Below are 15,972 nucleotides of genomic sequence, written 5' to 3'. Positions count from 1 at the left end.
GCCGCGCGCCCTGGGTGGTGACTACTTCGCCTCGGAGTCGCCCTCGGTCTTCTTCGGCTCGTCCTCGGCCTTCGCCTCGGCGGCGTCCGCCGGCTCCTCGGCCGCGTCCTTCTTGCCGAGGTCGACGGCCTTGTCGTCGGAGGCGTCGGCGGGCTCGTCGGTACCGGTGAGGGAGGAGGCGTCGTCGGGGACGAGGTCGGCGTCGGACTTCAGGTCGTGCTCGATGCCGTGGACGATGCGGTTGTACTCGTCGTCCGTCAGGACGGTCGCGATCGCGTTCTTGGCGAACAGCAGGTCGACGCCCGGGCCCGCGTCGAGGAGGACCGTGTCGTCGTTGACCTCCTTGACCGTGGCGTACATGCCCCCGATGGTGCGGACACCACTACCGGGCTGCATCTGGTCGCGCATGTCCGCGGCCTGCTGCTGCTTCTTCTTGGCCGACCGGGTCATCAGGAACATGGCCCCGATGAGCACGATGAACGGGAGGAGGGTCACGAGACTCACGGGTCGGAACTTCCTTCACACGACCGCGATGGGGAGCGGCCTGATTGGTTGGGGGTATGTGTACTGCCTACAAAGGCGGCATCGGCGGAGTCTAGGCGAGTCCGCATGCATGAACAACGCTCAGCATGACACCTGGGTTCCTCCCCGGGCCAATACCGCAGCCCTCACGCCCCGAACAGGCCCTGTTGTCCGTTTCCCGCAGCTTGCGTGCCGGGCGGGGTCAGGCCGAGGTGTGCCCAGGCCGCGGGCGTGGCGACACGGCCGCGCGGAGTGCGGGCGAGCAGGCCCTCGCGGACGAGGAAGGGCTCGGCGACCTCCTCGACGGTCTCGCGCTCCTCCCCCACGGCGACCGCGAGCGTCGACACACCGACCGGGCCGCCGCCGAACAGCTTCAGCAGGGCCTCGAGGACCGCCCGGTCGAGCCGGTCCAGGCCTCGGGCGTCGACCTCGTAGACGGCCAGGGCCGCGGCGGCGATCTCGCGCGTGATGGTCCCGTCGGCCTTGACCTGCGCGTAGTCGCGGACGCGGCGCAGCAGGCGGTTGGCGATGCGCGGGGTGCCCCGGGAGCGGCCGGCGATCTCGGCGGCTCCGTCGCCCTCGATCCGGACGTCCAGGAGGTTCGCCGAGCGGTGGACGACGCGCTCCAGCTCCGCGGGCCCGTAGAACTCCATGTGGGCGGTGAAGCCGAAGCGGTCGCGCAGCGGGGGCGGCAGCAGTCCGGCGCGTGTCGTGGCGCCGACGAGGGTGAAGGGGGGCAGTTCGAGCGGGATGGCGGTGGCGCCGGGGCCCTTGCCGACGATCACGTCGACGCGGAAGTCCTCCATCGCCATGTAGAGCATCTCCTCGGCGGGCCTCGACATGCGGTGGATCTCGTCGAGGAAGAGCACCTCGCCCTCCTGGAGGGAGGACAGGATGGCCGCGAGGTCGCCTGCGTGCTGGATGGCGGGGCCCGAGGTGATGCGGATGGGGGCGCCCATCTCGGCCGCGATGATCATGGACAGGGTGGTCTTGCCCAGGCCGGGCGCGCCGGACAGCAGCACGTGGTCGGCGGTGGCGCCACGCGCCCGGGCGGCGCGCAGCACGAGGTCGAGCTGTTCGCGGACCTTCTCCTGGCCGATGAACTCGCCCAGGTCCTTGGGGCGCAGCGCGGCCTCGACGGCCTGGTCCTCACCGTCGGCGGCGGAGCCCACCAGCCGCTCCGCCGCGGGGCCGGCGGCGGGCGTGTCGGTCGTGTCGTCCCAGTTCACTCGCGTACTCCTGGCTCAGCGGGCTCGGTTCAGGGTCTGCAGGGCCGCCTTGAGCAACTGGCCCACCTGGGGCGTGCCCCCGGCGGCCTCGGCCTGGGGTGCCACGGCGGTCACCGCCTCGTCGGCCTCGCGGGTGGCGTATCCGAGGCCGATCAGGGCCGCGTGCAGCTGGTCGCGCCAGCCCTGGGTGACCGGGGTGCCGACGGCGGGTGCGCCGACGGGCTCGCCGAGCCGGTCCTTGAGCTCGAGGAGGAGCTTCTGGGCGCCCTTCTTGCCGATGCCCGGTACGGCGGTGAGGGCCTTCTCGTCGCCGGTGGCGACGGCGCGGCGCAGCGCGTCGGGCGTGTGCACGGCCAGCATCGACTGGGCGAGCCGCGGTCCCACGCCGCTGGCGGTCTGGAGCAGTTCGAAGACCTGGCGCTCGTCGTCGTCCGCGAAGCCGTACAGGGTCAGCGAGTCCTCCCGTACGACGAGGGAGGTGGCGAGCCTGGCCTGCTGGCCGAGGCGGAGGGTGGACAGCGTGTTCGGGGTGCACTGCACGGCCATGCCGACGCCGCCGACCTCGATCACCGCGGCGTCGGGGGCGAGGGCTGCGACCGTGCCGCTGACGAAGGCGATCATGCCGTACGGCCTTTCGTTGTCGTCGGGTGTCCGGCCGCGTGCGCGGCGACGGCCTGCTGGAGCCGGTTCTGGGCGGGGGCGCGCCAGATGTGGCAGATGGCCAGGGCGAGGGCGTCGGCGGCGTCGGCCGGTTTGGGGGGCGCGGCGAGCCGCAGCAGCCGGGTGACCATGGCGCCGACCTGCGCCTTGTCGGCGCGGCCGCTGCCGGTGACGGCGGCCTTGACCTCGCTGGGGGTGTGCAGGGCGACCGGGATGCCGCGGCGGGCGGCGCAGAGCATCGCCACGGCGCTGGCCTGGGCGGTGCCCATCACCGTGCGCACGTTGTGCTGGCTGAACACGCGCTCCACCGCCACGTATTCGGGGCGGTGCTCGTCCAGCCAGCGCTCTATCCCCTGTTCGACGGCGACCAGACGATGGCTCAGGTCGGCGTCCGCCGGGGTGCGGACGACTCCGGCGCCGAGCATCGTCAGCGGCCGGCCCGCGACCCCCTCGACGACACCGACGCCGCAGCGGGTCAGTCCGGGGTCGACTCCCAGTACGCGCACGCGTGTCCCTCCCCTCGTGACGTGGTCGTGGTCATGGCGGCGATCTTTGAGTGATCTTTGCCTGACGTCAGGCTATCCGCTGCCACCGACAACGACGGCGGGTGCCACCGGCAACGACGGCGGGCCGGCGGGAATCTCTCCCCACCGGCCCGTCCAAGCACGCGATCCGCGGCGGTCCTACGCCTCGACCTTTTCCATGATCTCGTCGCTGACGTCGAAGTTGGCGAAGACGTTCTGCACGTCGTCGCTGTCCTCGAGCGCGTCGATCAGCTTGAAGATCTTCCGGGCGCCCTCCTCGTCCAGCTCCACCTGCATGGTGGGGACGAAGTTGGCGTCGGCGGAGTCGTAGTCGATGCCGGCCTCCTGGAGGGCGGTGCGGACCGCCACCAGGTCGGTGGCCTCGCTGAGCACCTCGAAGGACTCGCCGAGGTCGTTGACCTCCTCGGCGCCCGCGTCCAGGACGGCCGTCAGGACGTCGTCCTCCGACAGTTCGCCCTTGGGCACGATCACGACGCCCTTGCGGTGGAACAGGTACGACACCGAGCCCGGGTCGGCCATGGAGCCGCCGTTGCGGGTCATGGCGACACGCACGTCGGAGGCGGCACGGTTGCGGTTGTCGGTGAGGCACTCGATGAGCACCGCGACACCGTTCGGCCCGTAACCCTCGTACATGATCGTCTCGTAGTCGGCGCCGCCGGCCTCGAGACCACCGCCGCGCTTGATGGCCGAGTCGATGTTCTTGTTGGGCACCGACTGCTTCTTGGCCTTCTGCACGGCGTCGTAGAGCGTCGGGTTGCCGTCCAGGTCGACGCCGCCCATGCGAGCCGCGACCTCGATGTTCTTGATCAGCTTCGCGAAGAGCTTGCCGCGCTTGGCATCGATGACGGCCTTCTTGTGCTTCGTCGTGGCCCATTTAGAGTGGCCGGACATCTGCCTGTCTCCTTCGCGTAACCCGTCTGCGTAACGAACGCAGGAATCCTACAAGGACTCGGGTGTCCGGTTCGCGCGCACCATGTCGACGAACAGGGCGTGCACACGGTGGTCGCCGGTCAGCTCCGGGTGGAACGACGTGGCCAGGGCGTTGCCCTGGCGGACCGCGACGATGTGGCCGTCGTGCTCGGCGAGCACCTCGGCCCCGGCGCCGACGGACTCGACCCAGGGGGCGCGGATGAAGACGCCCTCCACCGGATCGCCCGGGACGCCCTTGACCTCGACGGAGGCCTCGAAGGACTCGTTCTGCCGTCCGAAGGCGTTGCGGCGCACGATCATGTCGATCCCGCCGACGGTCTGCTGGCCCGAGCGCGGGTCGAGGATCTTGTCGGCGAGCATGATCATGCCGGCGCAGGTGCCGTAGACGGGCATGCCGTCACGCACGCGCGCGCGGAGCGGGTCCATCACTTCGAAGAGGACGGCCAGCTTGGAGATGGTGGTGGACTCGCCGCCGGGGAGGACGAGGCCGTCGACCTCGGCGAGCTCTTCGGGGCGCCGCACCGGCCTGGCCACGGCGTCCGCCGCGGCCAGGGCGATGAGGTGCTCCCGTACATCGCCCTGGAGTGCCAGGACGCCGATGACAGGAGTGTTCATGGGGTTCTTTTACCTGCGGGCCTGTGCTTACCAGCCGCGGTTGGCGTACCGCTCGGTCTCGGGGAGGGTGTCGCAGTTGATGCCGACCATGGCCTCGCCGAGGTTGCGGGACGCCTCCGCGATGATCTTCGGGTCGTCGTAGAAGGTGGTGGCCTTCACGATGGCGGCGGCACGCTTGGCCGGGTCGCCGGACTTGAAGATGCCGGAGCCGACGAAGACGCCCTCGGCGCCGAGCTGGCGCATCAGGGCGGCGTCGGCGGGGGTGGCCACACCACCGGCGGAGAACAGCACGACCGGGAGCTTGCCCAGCTCGGCGACCTCCTTGACCAGCTCGTACGGGGCGCGCAGCTCCTTGGCGGCGGCGTACAGCTCGTGGTTGTCGAAGCCGCGCAGCCTGGCGATCTCGTTCTTGATCTGGCGCAGGTGGCGGACGGCCTCGACGACGTTGCCGGTGCCGGCCTCGCCCTTGGAGCGGATCATCGCCGCGCCCTCGGCGATCCGGCGCAGGGCCTCGCCGAGGTTGGTGGCGCCGCAGACGAAGGGGGTGGTGAAGGCCCACTTGTCGGAGTGGTTGACCTCGTCGGCCGGGGTGAGGACCTCGGACTCGTCGATGTAGTCGACGCCGAGCGACTGAAGGACCTGGGCCTCGACGAAGTGGCCGATGCGGGACTTGGCCATGACCGGGATGGAGACGGCCTCGATGATGCCCTCGATCATGTCCGGGTCGGACATGCGGGCCACGCCGCCGTCCTTGCGGATGTCGGCGGGGACACGCTCCAGGGCCATGACCGCGACGGCGCCCGCGTCCTCGGCGATCTTCGCCTGCTCCGGCGTGACGACGTCCATGATCACGCCGCCCTTGAGCTGCTCGGCCATGCCGCGCTTCACACGGGCGGTACCGGTCTCGGGGGTCCGGGCGGAGTCGGGAATCGTGGTGGACACGGGTGACCTCACTTGGTGAGAAGAGGGTGTGGTGCGCCACCGAGGAAACGGGATTGGACCAGTCCACGGCAAGGGCCAATGGAGACCCGGTGGATCCTTTTCGCCCGGCACCGCCCGAAAGCGGGTCACTCGTTCCCGGTCAGACGGCCCGCTCCGCGAGGGCCGCCGGGGGCTCGTCGTCCATCTCGAAGGCCATCGGGAACGGGGCGTGCCCGGCCAGCCGGAACCACCGCACCTTGCGGTGCTCGCGCAGCCGGCGGGCGGCTCCCACCGCGTCGTTGTGGAAGCGGCGGGCCATCGGCACCCGGCGCACGCCCTCGGACAGCTCGCGCGCCGCCTCCTCTCCCCCGGGCGCCTCGCGCACCGCCTCGACCTGCGGGAGTTCGGCGAACACGGCCCGCAGGGCCTGGCTCAACTCGCTCTCCGCGACCTCCCGTTGGTCCTCCTCCGCCTGCCGGGCGGCGTGCGCCGCCTCGTACAGCACGATGGAGGCGGCCGGGTCGAGGACACCGGAGGTGGCCACTTCCTGCGCCACCGACGCCCGACGCAGCAACTGCGCGTCCAGCGCGGCCCGCGCGGCGTCGATACGGGCGTGCAGCCGGTCGAGCCGCCCCGCCGTCCAGCTCAGGTACAGCCCGACGGCCACGAGCGCGACGACAATCCAGATGAGCGTTACGGTCACGGGCGGCAAGGCTACCGGGACTCCCCGCCCGGGCGGCCGGGGATTCGCGCACCGGGTGGATCGGCGGGAGTGGGATCAGTCACGGGCCAGGCCCAGGCGGGCCCGCAGCCCCGACGTGCGTTCGTCGGCGGCGACGGCCGCCGCGCCGGCGGTGACCGTCTCGTAGACGGAGAGGATGTCGGCGCCGACGGTCGACCAGTCGAAGCGGCGCACATGGGTGCTGCCGCGTTCGCGCAGCTCCGCCCGGCGGGACGGGTCGGACAGCAGGCGCACGGCGGCTTCGGCGAGCGCGTCGGCGTCCTCGTTGGCGAAGAGTTCACCGGCCTTGCCCTGGTCCAGGACCTGGGCGAAGGCGTCCAGGTCGGAGGCGAGGACGGGGGCCCCGGCCGACATGGCCTCGACCAGGATGATGCCGAAGCTCTCCCCGCCGGTGTTGGGGGCCACGTACACGTCGACGCTGCGCAGCAGCCGCGCCTTGTCCGCGTCGCTGACCATCCCGAGGAACTCCACGCGCGAGCGCAGTTCCCTCGGCAGCTCCGCCACCGCCTGTTCCTCGTCCCCACGGCCCGCGACCAGCAGACGGGCCCCCGGGCGGGCGGCGAGGATCGCGGGCAGCGCCCTCATCAGCACGGGCAGGCCCTTGCGGGGCTCGTCGATGCGGCCGATGAAGCCGATCGTGTCCCCCTGCCACTCCGGCTTGGGCTCGGCACGGGCGAAGAAGTCGACGTCGACGCCGTTGGGGATCACCACCGCGTCGCCGCCGAGGTGCTCGACGAGGGTGCGGCGGGCGTACTCGCTCACCGCGATCCGCGCGCTGATCTTCTCCAGGGCCGCCTGGAGGATGGCGTACGCGGCGATCATCGCCCGCGACCGGGGGTTGGAGGTGTGGAAGGTGGCGACGATCGGGCCCTGCGCCGCCCAGCAGCTCAGCAGGCCCAGCGACGGCGAGGTCGGCTCGTGGATGTGGATCACGTCGAACCGGCCCTCGTGCAGCCAGCGCCGCACCCGGGCCGCCGACAGGAAGCCGAAGTTCAGCCGGGCCACCGAGCCGTTGTACGGCACCGGGACAGCACGGCCGGCCGAGACGACGTACGGCGGCAGCGGGGTGTCGTCGTCGGCGGGGGCGAGGACGGACACCTCGTGGCCGAGGCCGATGAAGTACTCCGCCAGGTCCCGGATGTGGAACTGGACGCCACCGGGCACGTCCCACGAGTAGGGGCAGACGATGCCGATCCTCACGCCGTCGCCTTCCCCGAAGCCGCGGGACCCCGCCCGGGATCCAGGTCCGCGAGCCACAAGCGCTGCAGCATGTGCCAGTCCTCCGGATGCTCGGCGATCCCCGTGGCGAAGGCGTCGGCCAGCGCCTGTGTCATGGCAGACGTCCTCTCGGCCCGCGTACCTGTCCCGGGCACGTCGACCGGGGGATGGACCCGGCCCCGCATGACGGGCGAGTCGTCGTACCACAGGGTGACCGGCAGCAGCAGCGCGCCCGTCTGCTGGGCGAGGAGGGCCGGTCCCGCGGGCATCCGGGCGCTCTCGCCGAAGAACGTCACCTCCACCCCGGAGGAGGACAGATCACGGTCGGCGACCAGGCAGACCAGGCCGCCGTCGCGCAGCCGCCGGGCCAGCGTGCCGAACGCGGAGCCGCCGCTGTGCGGCAGGACCTCCATGCCGAGGCCCTCGCGGTAGGCGACGAACCGGTCGTAGAGCGTCTCCGGCTTCAGCCGCTCGGCGACCGTCGTGAACGGTGTGTCCAGCGCGGTGGTGACCCAGGCGCCGGCCAGGTCCCAGTTGGCCAGGTGCGGCAGGGCGAGGACGACGCCCTTGCCGGCCGCGAGGCCGTCCGTCAGGTGGTGCACGTCCTTGGGGTCGAAGCCCGCCCTGATCCGCTCGGCGCTCCAGGCCGGCAGCCGGAAGGACTCCATCCAGTAGCGCAGGTACGAGCGCATGCCCGCCCGCGACAGCTCGGCGAGGCGCTCGGGGGTCGCGTCGGGCACCACGCGCGCGTAGTTGCCCTCCAGCCGCCGCACACCCTTGCCCCGCCGCTTCCAGGCGAGGTCCGCGACCGTACGGCCGAGCCGCACGGCGACCGGTTCGGGGAGCTTCTTCACGGTGCCCCAGCCGAGGCCGTACAGCCCGTCGGTGAGACGCTCCCGGACGGTCATTTCGCCGCCCCGCTGCCCTGCTCGTGCCGGCCCGCGGCGGCCTCCGCCTCGGCCGATTCCCGGCGCACCGTGACGACCCGCTGGATCAGCGTGACCAGGCTGCCCGCCGCGACGATCCACAGGGCGATCGGCAGCAGGTACTGGATGCCCGGCACCCCGAACTTGTGCAGGCCCGCGAACCCGGCCGCGACCAGCGAGATCACCAGCCGCTCGGCCCGCTCCACCAGCCCGTTGACGGCCACCGGCAGACCGATCGACTCGCCCCGGGCCTTCGTGTACGACACCACCTGGCCGCTGGCCAGGCAGAAGATCGACACCGCGCACAGCACGTTGTCGTCGCCGTGGCCCGCGTACCACAGGGCGAACCCGCCGAAGATCGCACTGTCGGCGACCCGGTCGAGGGTGGAGTCCAGGAAGGCGCCCCAGCGGCTGGAGCGGCCCAGCTGGCGGGCCATGTTGCCGTCGACCAGGTCGGAGAACACGAACAGCGTGATCACGACCGTGCCCCAGAAGAACTCGCCCCGCGGGTAGAAGACCAGCGCCCCCGCGACCACTCCGGCGGTCCCGATGAGCGTGACCGTGTCCGGGCTCACGCCCCGGCGGATGAGAAACGCGGCGAACGGTGTGAGGACACGCGTGAAGAATGCACGCGCGTACTTGTTCAGCATGGCCTTCCCGAGGGTCGGTGTCACCGGGCGGCCCCTGCTGGCCACCGGCTGGCCCATCGTAGCCACGCACGCGCGTGCGTGGCGGCCGGGCGCCCGACCTCCGCGAGCACCGGCCGCCGGCCGCGCGCAAGCGCTGCCCGACGGCGGGATCGAGTCCCTCGTATGGACGCGACGTGACGGGAGTGGAAAGCTCGAAGGACCGCGGGCGTCGCAGGAGCCGCCAGTGCACGCGGTGCCGCGTGTCCGCGCCCACAGTGACCTCACCCTCAACGGGAGGCAGGATCATGGGCGACAAGACGCAGACCCACCCCGGAGCCGCCGGCAGGGCAGTGGCGGCCGACCATCCCGCATCCGTACGCAATGTGGTGCTGGTCGGCCACTCCGGATCGGGCAAGACGACCCTGGTGGAGGCTCTCGCGCTGACCGCGGGAGCGGTGAACCGAGCCGGCCGCGTGGAGGACGGCGGCAGCATCTCGGACTACGACGACATCGAGCACCGGCAGCAGCGCTCGGTGCAGCTCTCCCTGGTGCCCGTCGAATGGGACGGCATCAAGATCAATCTGCTCGACACCCCCGGCTACGCCGACTTCGTCGGCGAGCTCAGGGCCGGTCTGCGCGCCGCGGACGCGGCCCTTTTCGTCGTCTCGGCCTCCGACGGCGTGGACGGTTCCACCCGCATGGTCTGGGAGGAGTGCGCCGCCGTCGGCATGCCCCGCGCCATCGTGATCACTCACCTGGAAGCCGCACGCGCGGACTTCGAGGAGATGACACGGGTGTGCGCGGAGGCGTTCGGGGCGGACGACCCCGACGCCGTACTGCCGCTCTACCTGCCGCTGCGCGGCTCGCAGGGGCCCGACGGGCACGCATCCGTGACCGGCCTGGTCGGACTGCTGACGAAGAAACTGTTCGACTACTCCTCCGGCGAGCGCAAGGAGTCCGAGCCCGGCGACGACCAGCTGCCGCAACTGGAGGAGGCCCGCAACCGGCTGATCGAGGGCATCATCGCCGAGAGCGAGGACGAGACCCTCATGGACCGCTACCTCGGCGGTGAGCAGGTCGACGTCAAGACGCTCATCGAGGACCTCGAACGCGCCGTCGCACGCGGGGCGTTCTTCCCCGTCCTGGCCGCCGCGCCCGCAGCCGAGGGAGCCAAGCAGGGCATCGGCACCGTGGAACTCCTGGAGCTGATCACCCGCGGCTTCCCCACCCCGCTGGAACACGAGGCGCCCACCGTCACCACCGTCGACGGCGGCCCGCGCGAACTGCGGCCCTGCGACCCGGACGGGCCGCTCGTCGCCGAGGTCGTCAAGACCTCCTCCGACCCCTACGTCGGCCGCGTCTCCCTGGTCCGCGTCTTCTCCGGCACCCTGCGCCCCGACGAGACCGTGCACGTCTCCGGCCACGGCCTGGCCGACCGCGGGCACGAGGACCACGATGTCGACGAGCGGGTCGGCGCCCTCTCCACCCCCTTCGGCAAGCAGCAGCGCCCGGTGACGCACGTCATCGCCGGCGACCTCGCGTGCGTGGCCAAACTCGGCCGCGCCGAGACCGGCGACACGCTCTCCGCCAAGGACGACCCGCTGCTCATGGAGCCCTGGCAGATGCCCGACCCGCTGCTCCCCCTGGCCATCCAGGCCCACAGCAAACCGGACGAGGACAAGCTCTCCCAGGGCCTGGCCCGGCTGGTCGCGGAGGACCCGACGATGCGCCTGGAGCAGAACCAGGACACCCACCAGGTGGTGCTCTGGTGCCTGGGCGAGGCCCACGCCGACGTCGCCCTGGAACGGCTGCGCAGCCGCTACGGCGTCCAGGTCGACGTCGTACCCCACCGGGTCTCGCTGCGGGAGACGTTCGCGGACCGCTCCGCCGGACGCGGACGGCACGTCAAACAGTCCGGCGGACACGGCCAGTACGCCATCTGCGAGATCGAGGTGGAACCGCTGCCCGGCGGCTCGGGCATCGAGTTCGTCGACAAGGTCGTCGGCGGAGCCGTGCCGCGGCAGTTCATCCCCTCGGTGGAGAAGGGCGTACGGACCCAGGCCGCCAAGGGCGTCGCCGCCGGCCACCCGCTGATCGACGTACGGGTCACCCTGCTCGACGGCAAGGCCCACTCGGTGGACTCCTCCGACGCGGCCTTCCAGACAGCGGGCGCGCTCGCACTGCGGGAGGCCGCCACCGACGCGCGGATCCACCTGCTGGAGCCGGTGGCAGAGGTGACCGTGCTGGTCGGCGACGACTACGTGGGCCCCGTGATGAGCGACCTGTCCGGACGGCGCGGCCGGGTCCTCGGCACCGAACAGGTCGGCAACGGCCGCACCCTGATCCGCGCCGAGGTGCCCGAGATCGAGATCGGCCGGTACGCGATCGACCTGCGCTCCCTGTCCCACGGCACGGCCCGCTTCGACCGCCGGTACGTGCGGCACGAGCCGATGCCGCCCCAGGTGGCCGACCGCGTACGCCAACAGGAGCGCGAAGCCTCATAGTCGGCGCACCCGGCGCACAACCGGTGCACTGGAACGCATGGTTGCGGAAAGGTGGACGGCTCCGGCCGTCCACCTGTCCACGCGCGCCGCTGCCGATACCCTGATGACCTGATCAACAGGTGTGCGGGGCAGGGAAGCCGGGAAGGCCGCAGATGCAGGAGCGGCGGCAATGGGGGCGGAAGTGACGGACGGATTCGATTTCAGTCCCGGGGCACAGGTGCCCCTGTCCGGCACGGCCGGACAGACGGCGGCGACCAACTCGCTCGCCGCGGCCGCGTACCGGGACGACGAAGTGACCAAGATCCTGGACGCGGACAACGAATGGCACCAGTCCAAGGTCAGCCTCCCGCGCCCGTGGGCGAAGATCTTCCGCCCCCGGTTCGGCGAGGCCTTCTCCCGCGCGGTGATCGACCGCATGCTGGGCGCCGGACGCGCACCGCTCATCCAGTCGTTCGGCCTCGAACCCCAGGTCGTCGTGGAGCACTGCCTCGCGGCCCACCGCATCCGCCGCGACCGCGACAACTGGCTGACGGCCGTGACCGTGCTGTGCGGGCTGCTCTTCCTGCCCGGCCTCTTCGTATGGCTGCTGGTGTTCACCCTGCGCGCCAACGTCAGCAAACGGGAGGACAAACGCGCCGGCGCCCTCGCCAACACCCTGCTGGTCGCCGTCGCCGCACTCGCCGTGCTCTTCCTGGTCAAGATGCCCTTCAGCGACTTCTGGGCGTGGTACGCACGCGCGGCCGTCGTCATGCCCGTGATCGGCTGGTTCTGGGCCAAGCAGATCTGCGAACGCTCCGCGCGCGAACTGCGCGAGCGCTGGTCGGGCCTGCTGAGCGGCGGCGGCGTGGGCGCCAAGATCCCCGAAGCCGTACCGGGCAACCCCGGCGACGCGGCCGAACAGGTCCGCAAGGAACTCGCCCGGCTCAGCGCCGAACAACGCTCCAACTCGGTCTTCTACGCAGGGCCCAAGGGCATACTCGGCATGGGCACGCGCTGGGGAAGCTGGCAGCTGGCCGAGGAACTCGTCTCCGCCGAACCGGGCAAGGAGTTCCACCCCTTCCGCAGCTGGGACGTCATCACCGCGATCCAGGGCGGCCTGGCCATGCTCGAACGCACCTCCATCAACACCGGCGGCTTCCCCAAGCCGACCGTCACCCACTGGGTCGTCACCCCCATCGGGGAGAACGCCAAGGAGGTCTCCCGGCCGAGCGGCACCGACGTCGAGACGTACACCGTCAAGACCCACGCCATACAGGACATCTGCAACAAGCAGCAGTTCGGCAGCGGCGACCGCCACTACCTCGGCGTGCAGTGGACCCTCTGGGACGGCCACCTCGTGATCACCATGCTGGTCACCGTGACCGTGCTGCACGACACCCTGCGCATCGAGGTCACCGGCCACGCCCTCGGACCGGTCAACCCCCTGTTCAACCAGAAGCCTGCGGCCAGGGAGAAAACGGTCCAGAAGGCGCTCCGCTTCTGGGAGACCCGCACGGTGAAACTGCCCCTGATCGACGCCGACGAGGTCGTACGGCTCGCCGCCCGCGCGCCCCTGTCCTGGTACCCGCCCCTGCTGAAGTGGCTCGGCGGCAGCCTCACCCTGCCCGAACCGTTCGGCCTGCGGCACGCCTGGGCCGACCAGCCCTGGCGGCACCGCTTCATGGCCGACGACGCGCTGCGCGCCGCCACCCCGGTCCTGCGGGTGGTGCACGCCGCCGCGCTCAAGGTCCTCAAGGAGAACGGCGTGAACGTCGAGAAGTTCGGCTCCCGCTCCTCGGTCCTCAGCGGCGCCGTCCAGGACGCGTCACCGAGGAAGGCCGACTCGTACGACGCGTGAGGCGCGGCCCGCCGAGCGGGCTACGCCGGCCAGGCCTCCGCGAGCATCTTGCGGGTGTCGGCGAGGAGCTGCGGCAGCACCTTCGTGTGGCCGATCACGGGCAGAAAATTGGTGTCGCCGCCCCAGCGGGGGACGACGTGCTGGTGCAAGTGGGCGGCGATACCGGCGCCGGCGACCGTGCCCTGGTTCATGCCCAGGTTGAAACCATGGGCCCCGGAGGCGCCGCGCAACGCCGTCATGGCCTGCTTGGTGAGCTCCGCGAGTTCCGCGGTCTCCGCTTCCGTCAGGTCGGTGTAGTCGGCGACATGGCGGTAGGGCACGACCATGAGGTGGCCGCCGTTGTACGGGTAGAGGTTGAGCACCGCGTACACGTGTTCACCGCGCCGCACGACCAGGCCGTCCTCGTCGGACTTGGCCGGGATCGAGCAGAAGGGGCAGCCGTCGCCGGCATCCGGGCCGCTCGGCTTGTTCTCGCCCTGGATGTAGGCCATCCGGTGGGGCGTCCACAGACGCTGGAACGCGTCGGGCGTTCCCACTCCCAGCTGCTGTTCCGGCTCACTCGTCATGGGTGCAGCATATGGCGACGCTCTGAGGGAACGGGAAAGGCCCCCGGGATCTACCCCGGGGGCCGACCCCCGCGCAGGCGGGGAGCGACAGCACCGTCGTGTGTCCGATGACCGGTATGAACGGACCACCCCCGCGTCGGCGGGGAGCAACTACACCTGTACGCGGCGCTCCACCACGTCAACGATCTTCGCCAGCGCCTCGTCACGCGGAATGCCGTTCTCCTGCGAACCGTCGCGGTAGCGGAACGACACCGTGCCCGCGTTCATGTCGTCGTCACCGACGATGATCATGAACGGCACTTTCGCGCGCTGGGCGTTGCGGATCTTCTTCTGCATGCGGTCCGACGAGGAGTCCACCTCGACCCGCAGGCCTTTCTTCTTCGCGTCCGCGGCGAACTTCTGGAGGTACTCCACGTGCGCGTCGCCCACCGGGATGCCGACCGCCTGCACGGGTGCCAGCCAGGCCGGGAACGCACCCGCGTAGTGCTCCAGCAGCACCGCGAAGAACCGCTCGATGCTGCCGAAGAGCGCGCGGTGGATCATGACCGGGCGCTGCTTGGAGCCGTCCGCGGCCGTGTACTCCAGGTCGAAGCGCTCGGGCAGGTTGAAGTCGAGCTGGACCGTCGACATCTGCCACGTACGGCCGATCGCGTCCTTGACCTGGACGGAGATCTTGGGGCCGTAGAACGCCGCGCCGCCCGGGTCCGGAACGAGCTGGAGGCCCTGCTTCTCGCCGACCTGGCGCAGGGTCTCGGTGGCCTCCTCCCAGACCTCGTCGCTGCCGACGTACTTCTCCGGATCCTTGGTGGAGAGCTCCAGGTAGAAGTCGGTCAGGCCGTAGTCGCGCAGCAGGTTCAGCACGAAGGTGAGCGTCTTGTCGAGCTCGTCGGCCATCTGCTCGCGGGTGCAGTAGATGTGCGCGTCGTCCTGGGTGAAGCCGCGGGCACGGGTCAGGCCGTGCACGACGCCCGACTTCTCGTACCGGTACACGGTCCCGAACTCGAAGAGCCGCAGCGGCAGTTCACGGTAGGACCGGCCGCGCGCGTCGAAGATCAGGTTGTGCATCGGGCAGTTCATGGGCTTGAGGTAGTAGTCCACGCCCTCGTCGAGCTGCATGGGCGGGTACATGCCGTCGGCGTACCAGTCCAGGTGGCCCGAGGTCTCGAAGAGCTTCCCCTTCGTCGCGTGCGGGGTGTAGACGAACTCGTAACCGGCCTCCTCGTGCTTGCGCCGCGAGTAGTCCTCCATGACCCGGCGGATGATGCCGCCCTTGGGGTGGAAGACGGCGAGGCCGGAGCCGATCTGCTCGGGGATGGAGAACAGGTCCAGCTCGCTGCCCAGCTTGCGGTGGTCGCGCTTCTCGGCCTCGGCGAGGAATTCGAGGTGCGCCTTCAGCTCGTCCTTGGACGGCCAGGCGGTGCCGTAGATGCGCTGGAGCTGCTTGTTCTTCTCGTTGCCGCGCCAGTACGCCGAGGCGTTGCGCATCAGCTTGAACGCGGGGATCAGCCGGGTGGAGGGCAGGTGGGGACCGCGGCAGAGGTCCTTCCAGCACAGCTCACCGGTCTTGGCGTCCAGGTTGTCGTAGATCGTCAGCTCGCCGGCGCCGACCTCGACGTCCGCGCCGTCGTCGTGCGACGCGGAGCCCTTGAGGCCGATCAGCTCCAGCTTGTACGGCTCGTCGGCCAGCTCCTCGCGGGCGGCCTCGTCGCTGACGACGCGGCGGGAGAACTTCTGGCCCCGCTTCTGGATCTCCTGCATCTTCTTCTCGATGGCCTTGAGGTCATCGGGGTGGAAGGGCTTCTCGACGTCGAAGTCGTAGTAGAAGCCGTCCCTGACGGGCGGGCCGATGCCCAGCTTGGCCTCGGGGAAGAGCTCCTGCACGGCCTGCGCCATGACGTGGGCGGTGGAGTGGCGCAGGATGTTGAGGCCGTCCTCGGAGGAGATCTCGACGCCCTCGACGGTCTCGCCGTCCTTGATCTCGTGGGCGAGATCCTTGAGTTCCCCGCCGACGCGCACGGCCACGATCGAGCGCTCGCCGGCGAAGAGGTCGGCGGCCGTGGTGCCCGTCGTCACCGTGCGCTCTTCCCGCTCGGAATCGCGTTGGATGATCACACGGACGTCTGACACC

The 15,972-nt window shown here is 70.8% G+C and carries 15 protein-coding genes; 2 read left to right on the top strand and 13 right to left on the bottom strand.

Translation table 11 applies throughout. The features are described from left to right. Positions 1-21: 21 nt before the first annotated feature. From yajC to pgsA, 11 genes are all read right to left on the bottom strand, one after another. On the bottom strand, positions 22-504 hold the full coding sequence (gene yajC / locus CG719_RS08280; RefSeq protein WP_100567855.1) for a preprotein translocase subunit YajC: 483 nt from the start codon (positions 502-504) through the stop codon (positions 22-24). 164 nt (positions 505-668) lie between these two features. After that, a complete protein-coding gene (ruvB, locus tag CG719_RS08275; RefSeq protein WP_100567854.1) occupies positions 669-1,751 on the bottom strand; it encodes a Holliday junction branch migration DNA helicase RuvB in 1,083 nt (360 codons plus the stop codon). Positions 1,752-1,766: 15 nt separating this feature from the next. Continuing rightward, positions 1,767-2,372, bottom strand: coding sequence for a Holliday junction branch migration protein RuvA (gene ruvA / locus CG719_RS08270; RefSeq protein ID WP_100567853.1), 606 nt, complete (start codon positions 2,370-2,372; stop codon positions 1,767-1,769). Continuing rightward, the gene (gene ruvC / locus CG719_RS08265) at positions 2,369-2,917 is read right to left on the bottom strand and encodes a crossover junction endodeoxyribonuclease RuvC (RefSeq protein WP_100567852.1); all 549 of its coding nucleotides are present in this window, start codon (positions 2,915-2,917) and stop codon (positions 2,369-2,371) included. The genes ruvA and ruvC overlap by 4 nt, the downstream gene beginning before the upstream one ends. Before the next feature lie 177 nt (positions 2,918-3,094). Beyond that, positions 3,095-3,847 carry a YebC/PmpR family DNA-binding transcriptional regulator gene (locus CG719_RS08260; RefSeq protein WP_100567851.1) on the bottom strand — a complete coding sequence of 251 codons (753 nt, stop codon included), beginning with the start codon at positions 3,845-3,847 and terminating at the stop codon, positions 3,095-3,097. A 48-nt stretch (positions 3,848-3,895) separates the two neighbouring features. Then, entirely contained in the window at positions 3,896-4,501 is a 606-nt protein-coding gene (gene pdxT / locus CG719_RS08255; RefSeq protein ID WP_100567850.1) for a pyridoxal 5'-phosphate synthase glutaminase subunit PdxT, read from the bottom strand. A 27-nt stretch (positions 4,502-4,528) separates the two neighbouring features. Beyond that, positions 4,529-5,443 carry a pyridoxal 5'-phosphate synthase lyase subunit PdxS gene (gene pdxS / locus CG719_RS08250; protein WP_100567849.1) on the bottom strand — a complete coding sequence of 305 codons (915 nt, stop codon included), beginning with the start codon at positions 5,441-5,443 and terminating at the stop codon, positions 4,529-4,531. A 139-nt stretch (positions 5,444-5,582) separates the two neighbouring features. After that, on the bottom strand, positions 5,583-6,125 hold the full coding sequence (locus CG719_RS08245) for a hypothetical protein (RefSeq protein WP_100567848.1): 543 nt from the start codon (positions 6,123-6,125) through the stop codon (positions 5,583-5,585). 75 nt (positions 6,126-6,200) lie between these two features. Further along, positions 6,201-7,364: a glycosyltransferase family 4 protein gene (locus CG719_RS08240; protein WP_100567847.1), complete on the bottom strand. Its 1,164-nt coding sequence runs from the start codon at positions 7,362-7,364 to the stop codon at positions 6,201-6,203. Continuing rightward, positions 7,361-8,290 (bottom strand): phosphatidylinositol mannoside acyltransferase, encoded by a 930-nt coding sequence (locus CG719_RS08235; RefSeq protein ID WP_100567846.1) that lies wholly within the window; start codon positions 8,288-8,290, stop codon positions 7,361-7,363. Before CG719_RS08235 ends, CG719_RS08240 begins: the two co-directional genes overlap by 4 nt. After that, positions 8,287-9,015, bottom strand: coding sequence for a phosphatidylinositol phosphate synthase (gene pgsA / locus CG719_RS08230; protein WP_100567845.1), 729 nt, complete (start codon positions 9,013-9,015; stop codon positions 8,287-8,289). The genes CG719_RS08235 and pgsA overlap by 4 nt, the downstream gene beginning before the upstream one ends. A 227-nt stretch (positions 9,016-9,242) precedes the next feature. Between pgsA and CG719_RS08225 the strand changes: the two genes are divergently transcribed. Further along, a complete protein-coding gene (locus CG719_RS08225; RefSeq protein WP_100567844.1) occupies positions 9,243-11,441 on the top strand; it encodes an elongation factor G-like protein EF-G2 in 2,199 nt (732 codons plus the stop codon). 169 nt (positions 11,442-11,610) lie between these two features. Continuing rightward, positions 11,611-13,278 carry a hypothetical protein gene (locus CG719_RS08220; protein ID WP_100567843.1) on the top strand — a complete coding sequence of 556 codons (1,668 nt, stop codon included), beginning with the start codon at positions 11,611-11,613 and terminating at the stop codon, positions 13,276-13,278. A gap of 20 nt (positions 13,279-13,298) precedes the next feature. Here the strand turns inward: CG719_RS08220 and CG719_RS08215 are convergent, their stop codons facing one another. Both CG719_RS08215 and thrS read right to left on the bottom strand, forming a co-directional pair. Further along, complete coding sequence (locus CG719_RS08215) at positions 13,299-13,844, bottom strand: HIT family protein (protein WP_100567842.1); 546 nt, start codon at positions 13,842-13,844, stop codon at positions 13,299-13,301. Between the two features lie 150 nt (positions 13,845-13,994). After that, a complete protein-coding gene (gene thrS / locus CG719_RS08210) occupies positions 13,995-15,971 on the bottom strand; it encodes a threonine--tRNA ligase (protein ID WP_100567841.1) in 1,977 nt (658 codons plus the stop codon). Position 15,972 lies beyond the last annotated feature (1 nt).

This window comes from Streptomyces sp. CB01373 (genome assembly GCF_002803075.1).
GTDB lineage: Bacteria > Actinomycetota > Actinomycetes > Streptomycetales > Streptomycetaceae > Streptomyces.
The sequence above is the reverse complement of the archived record's forward strand: the minus strand, read 5'-3'. Positions and strand labels throughout refer to the sequence as shown.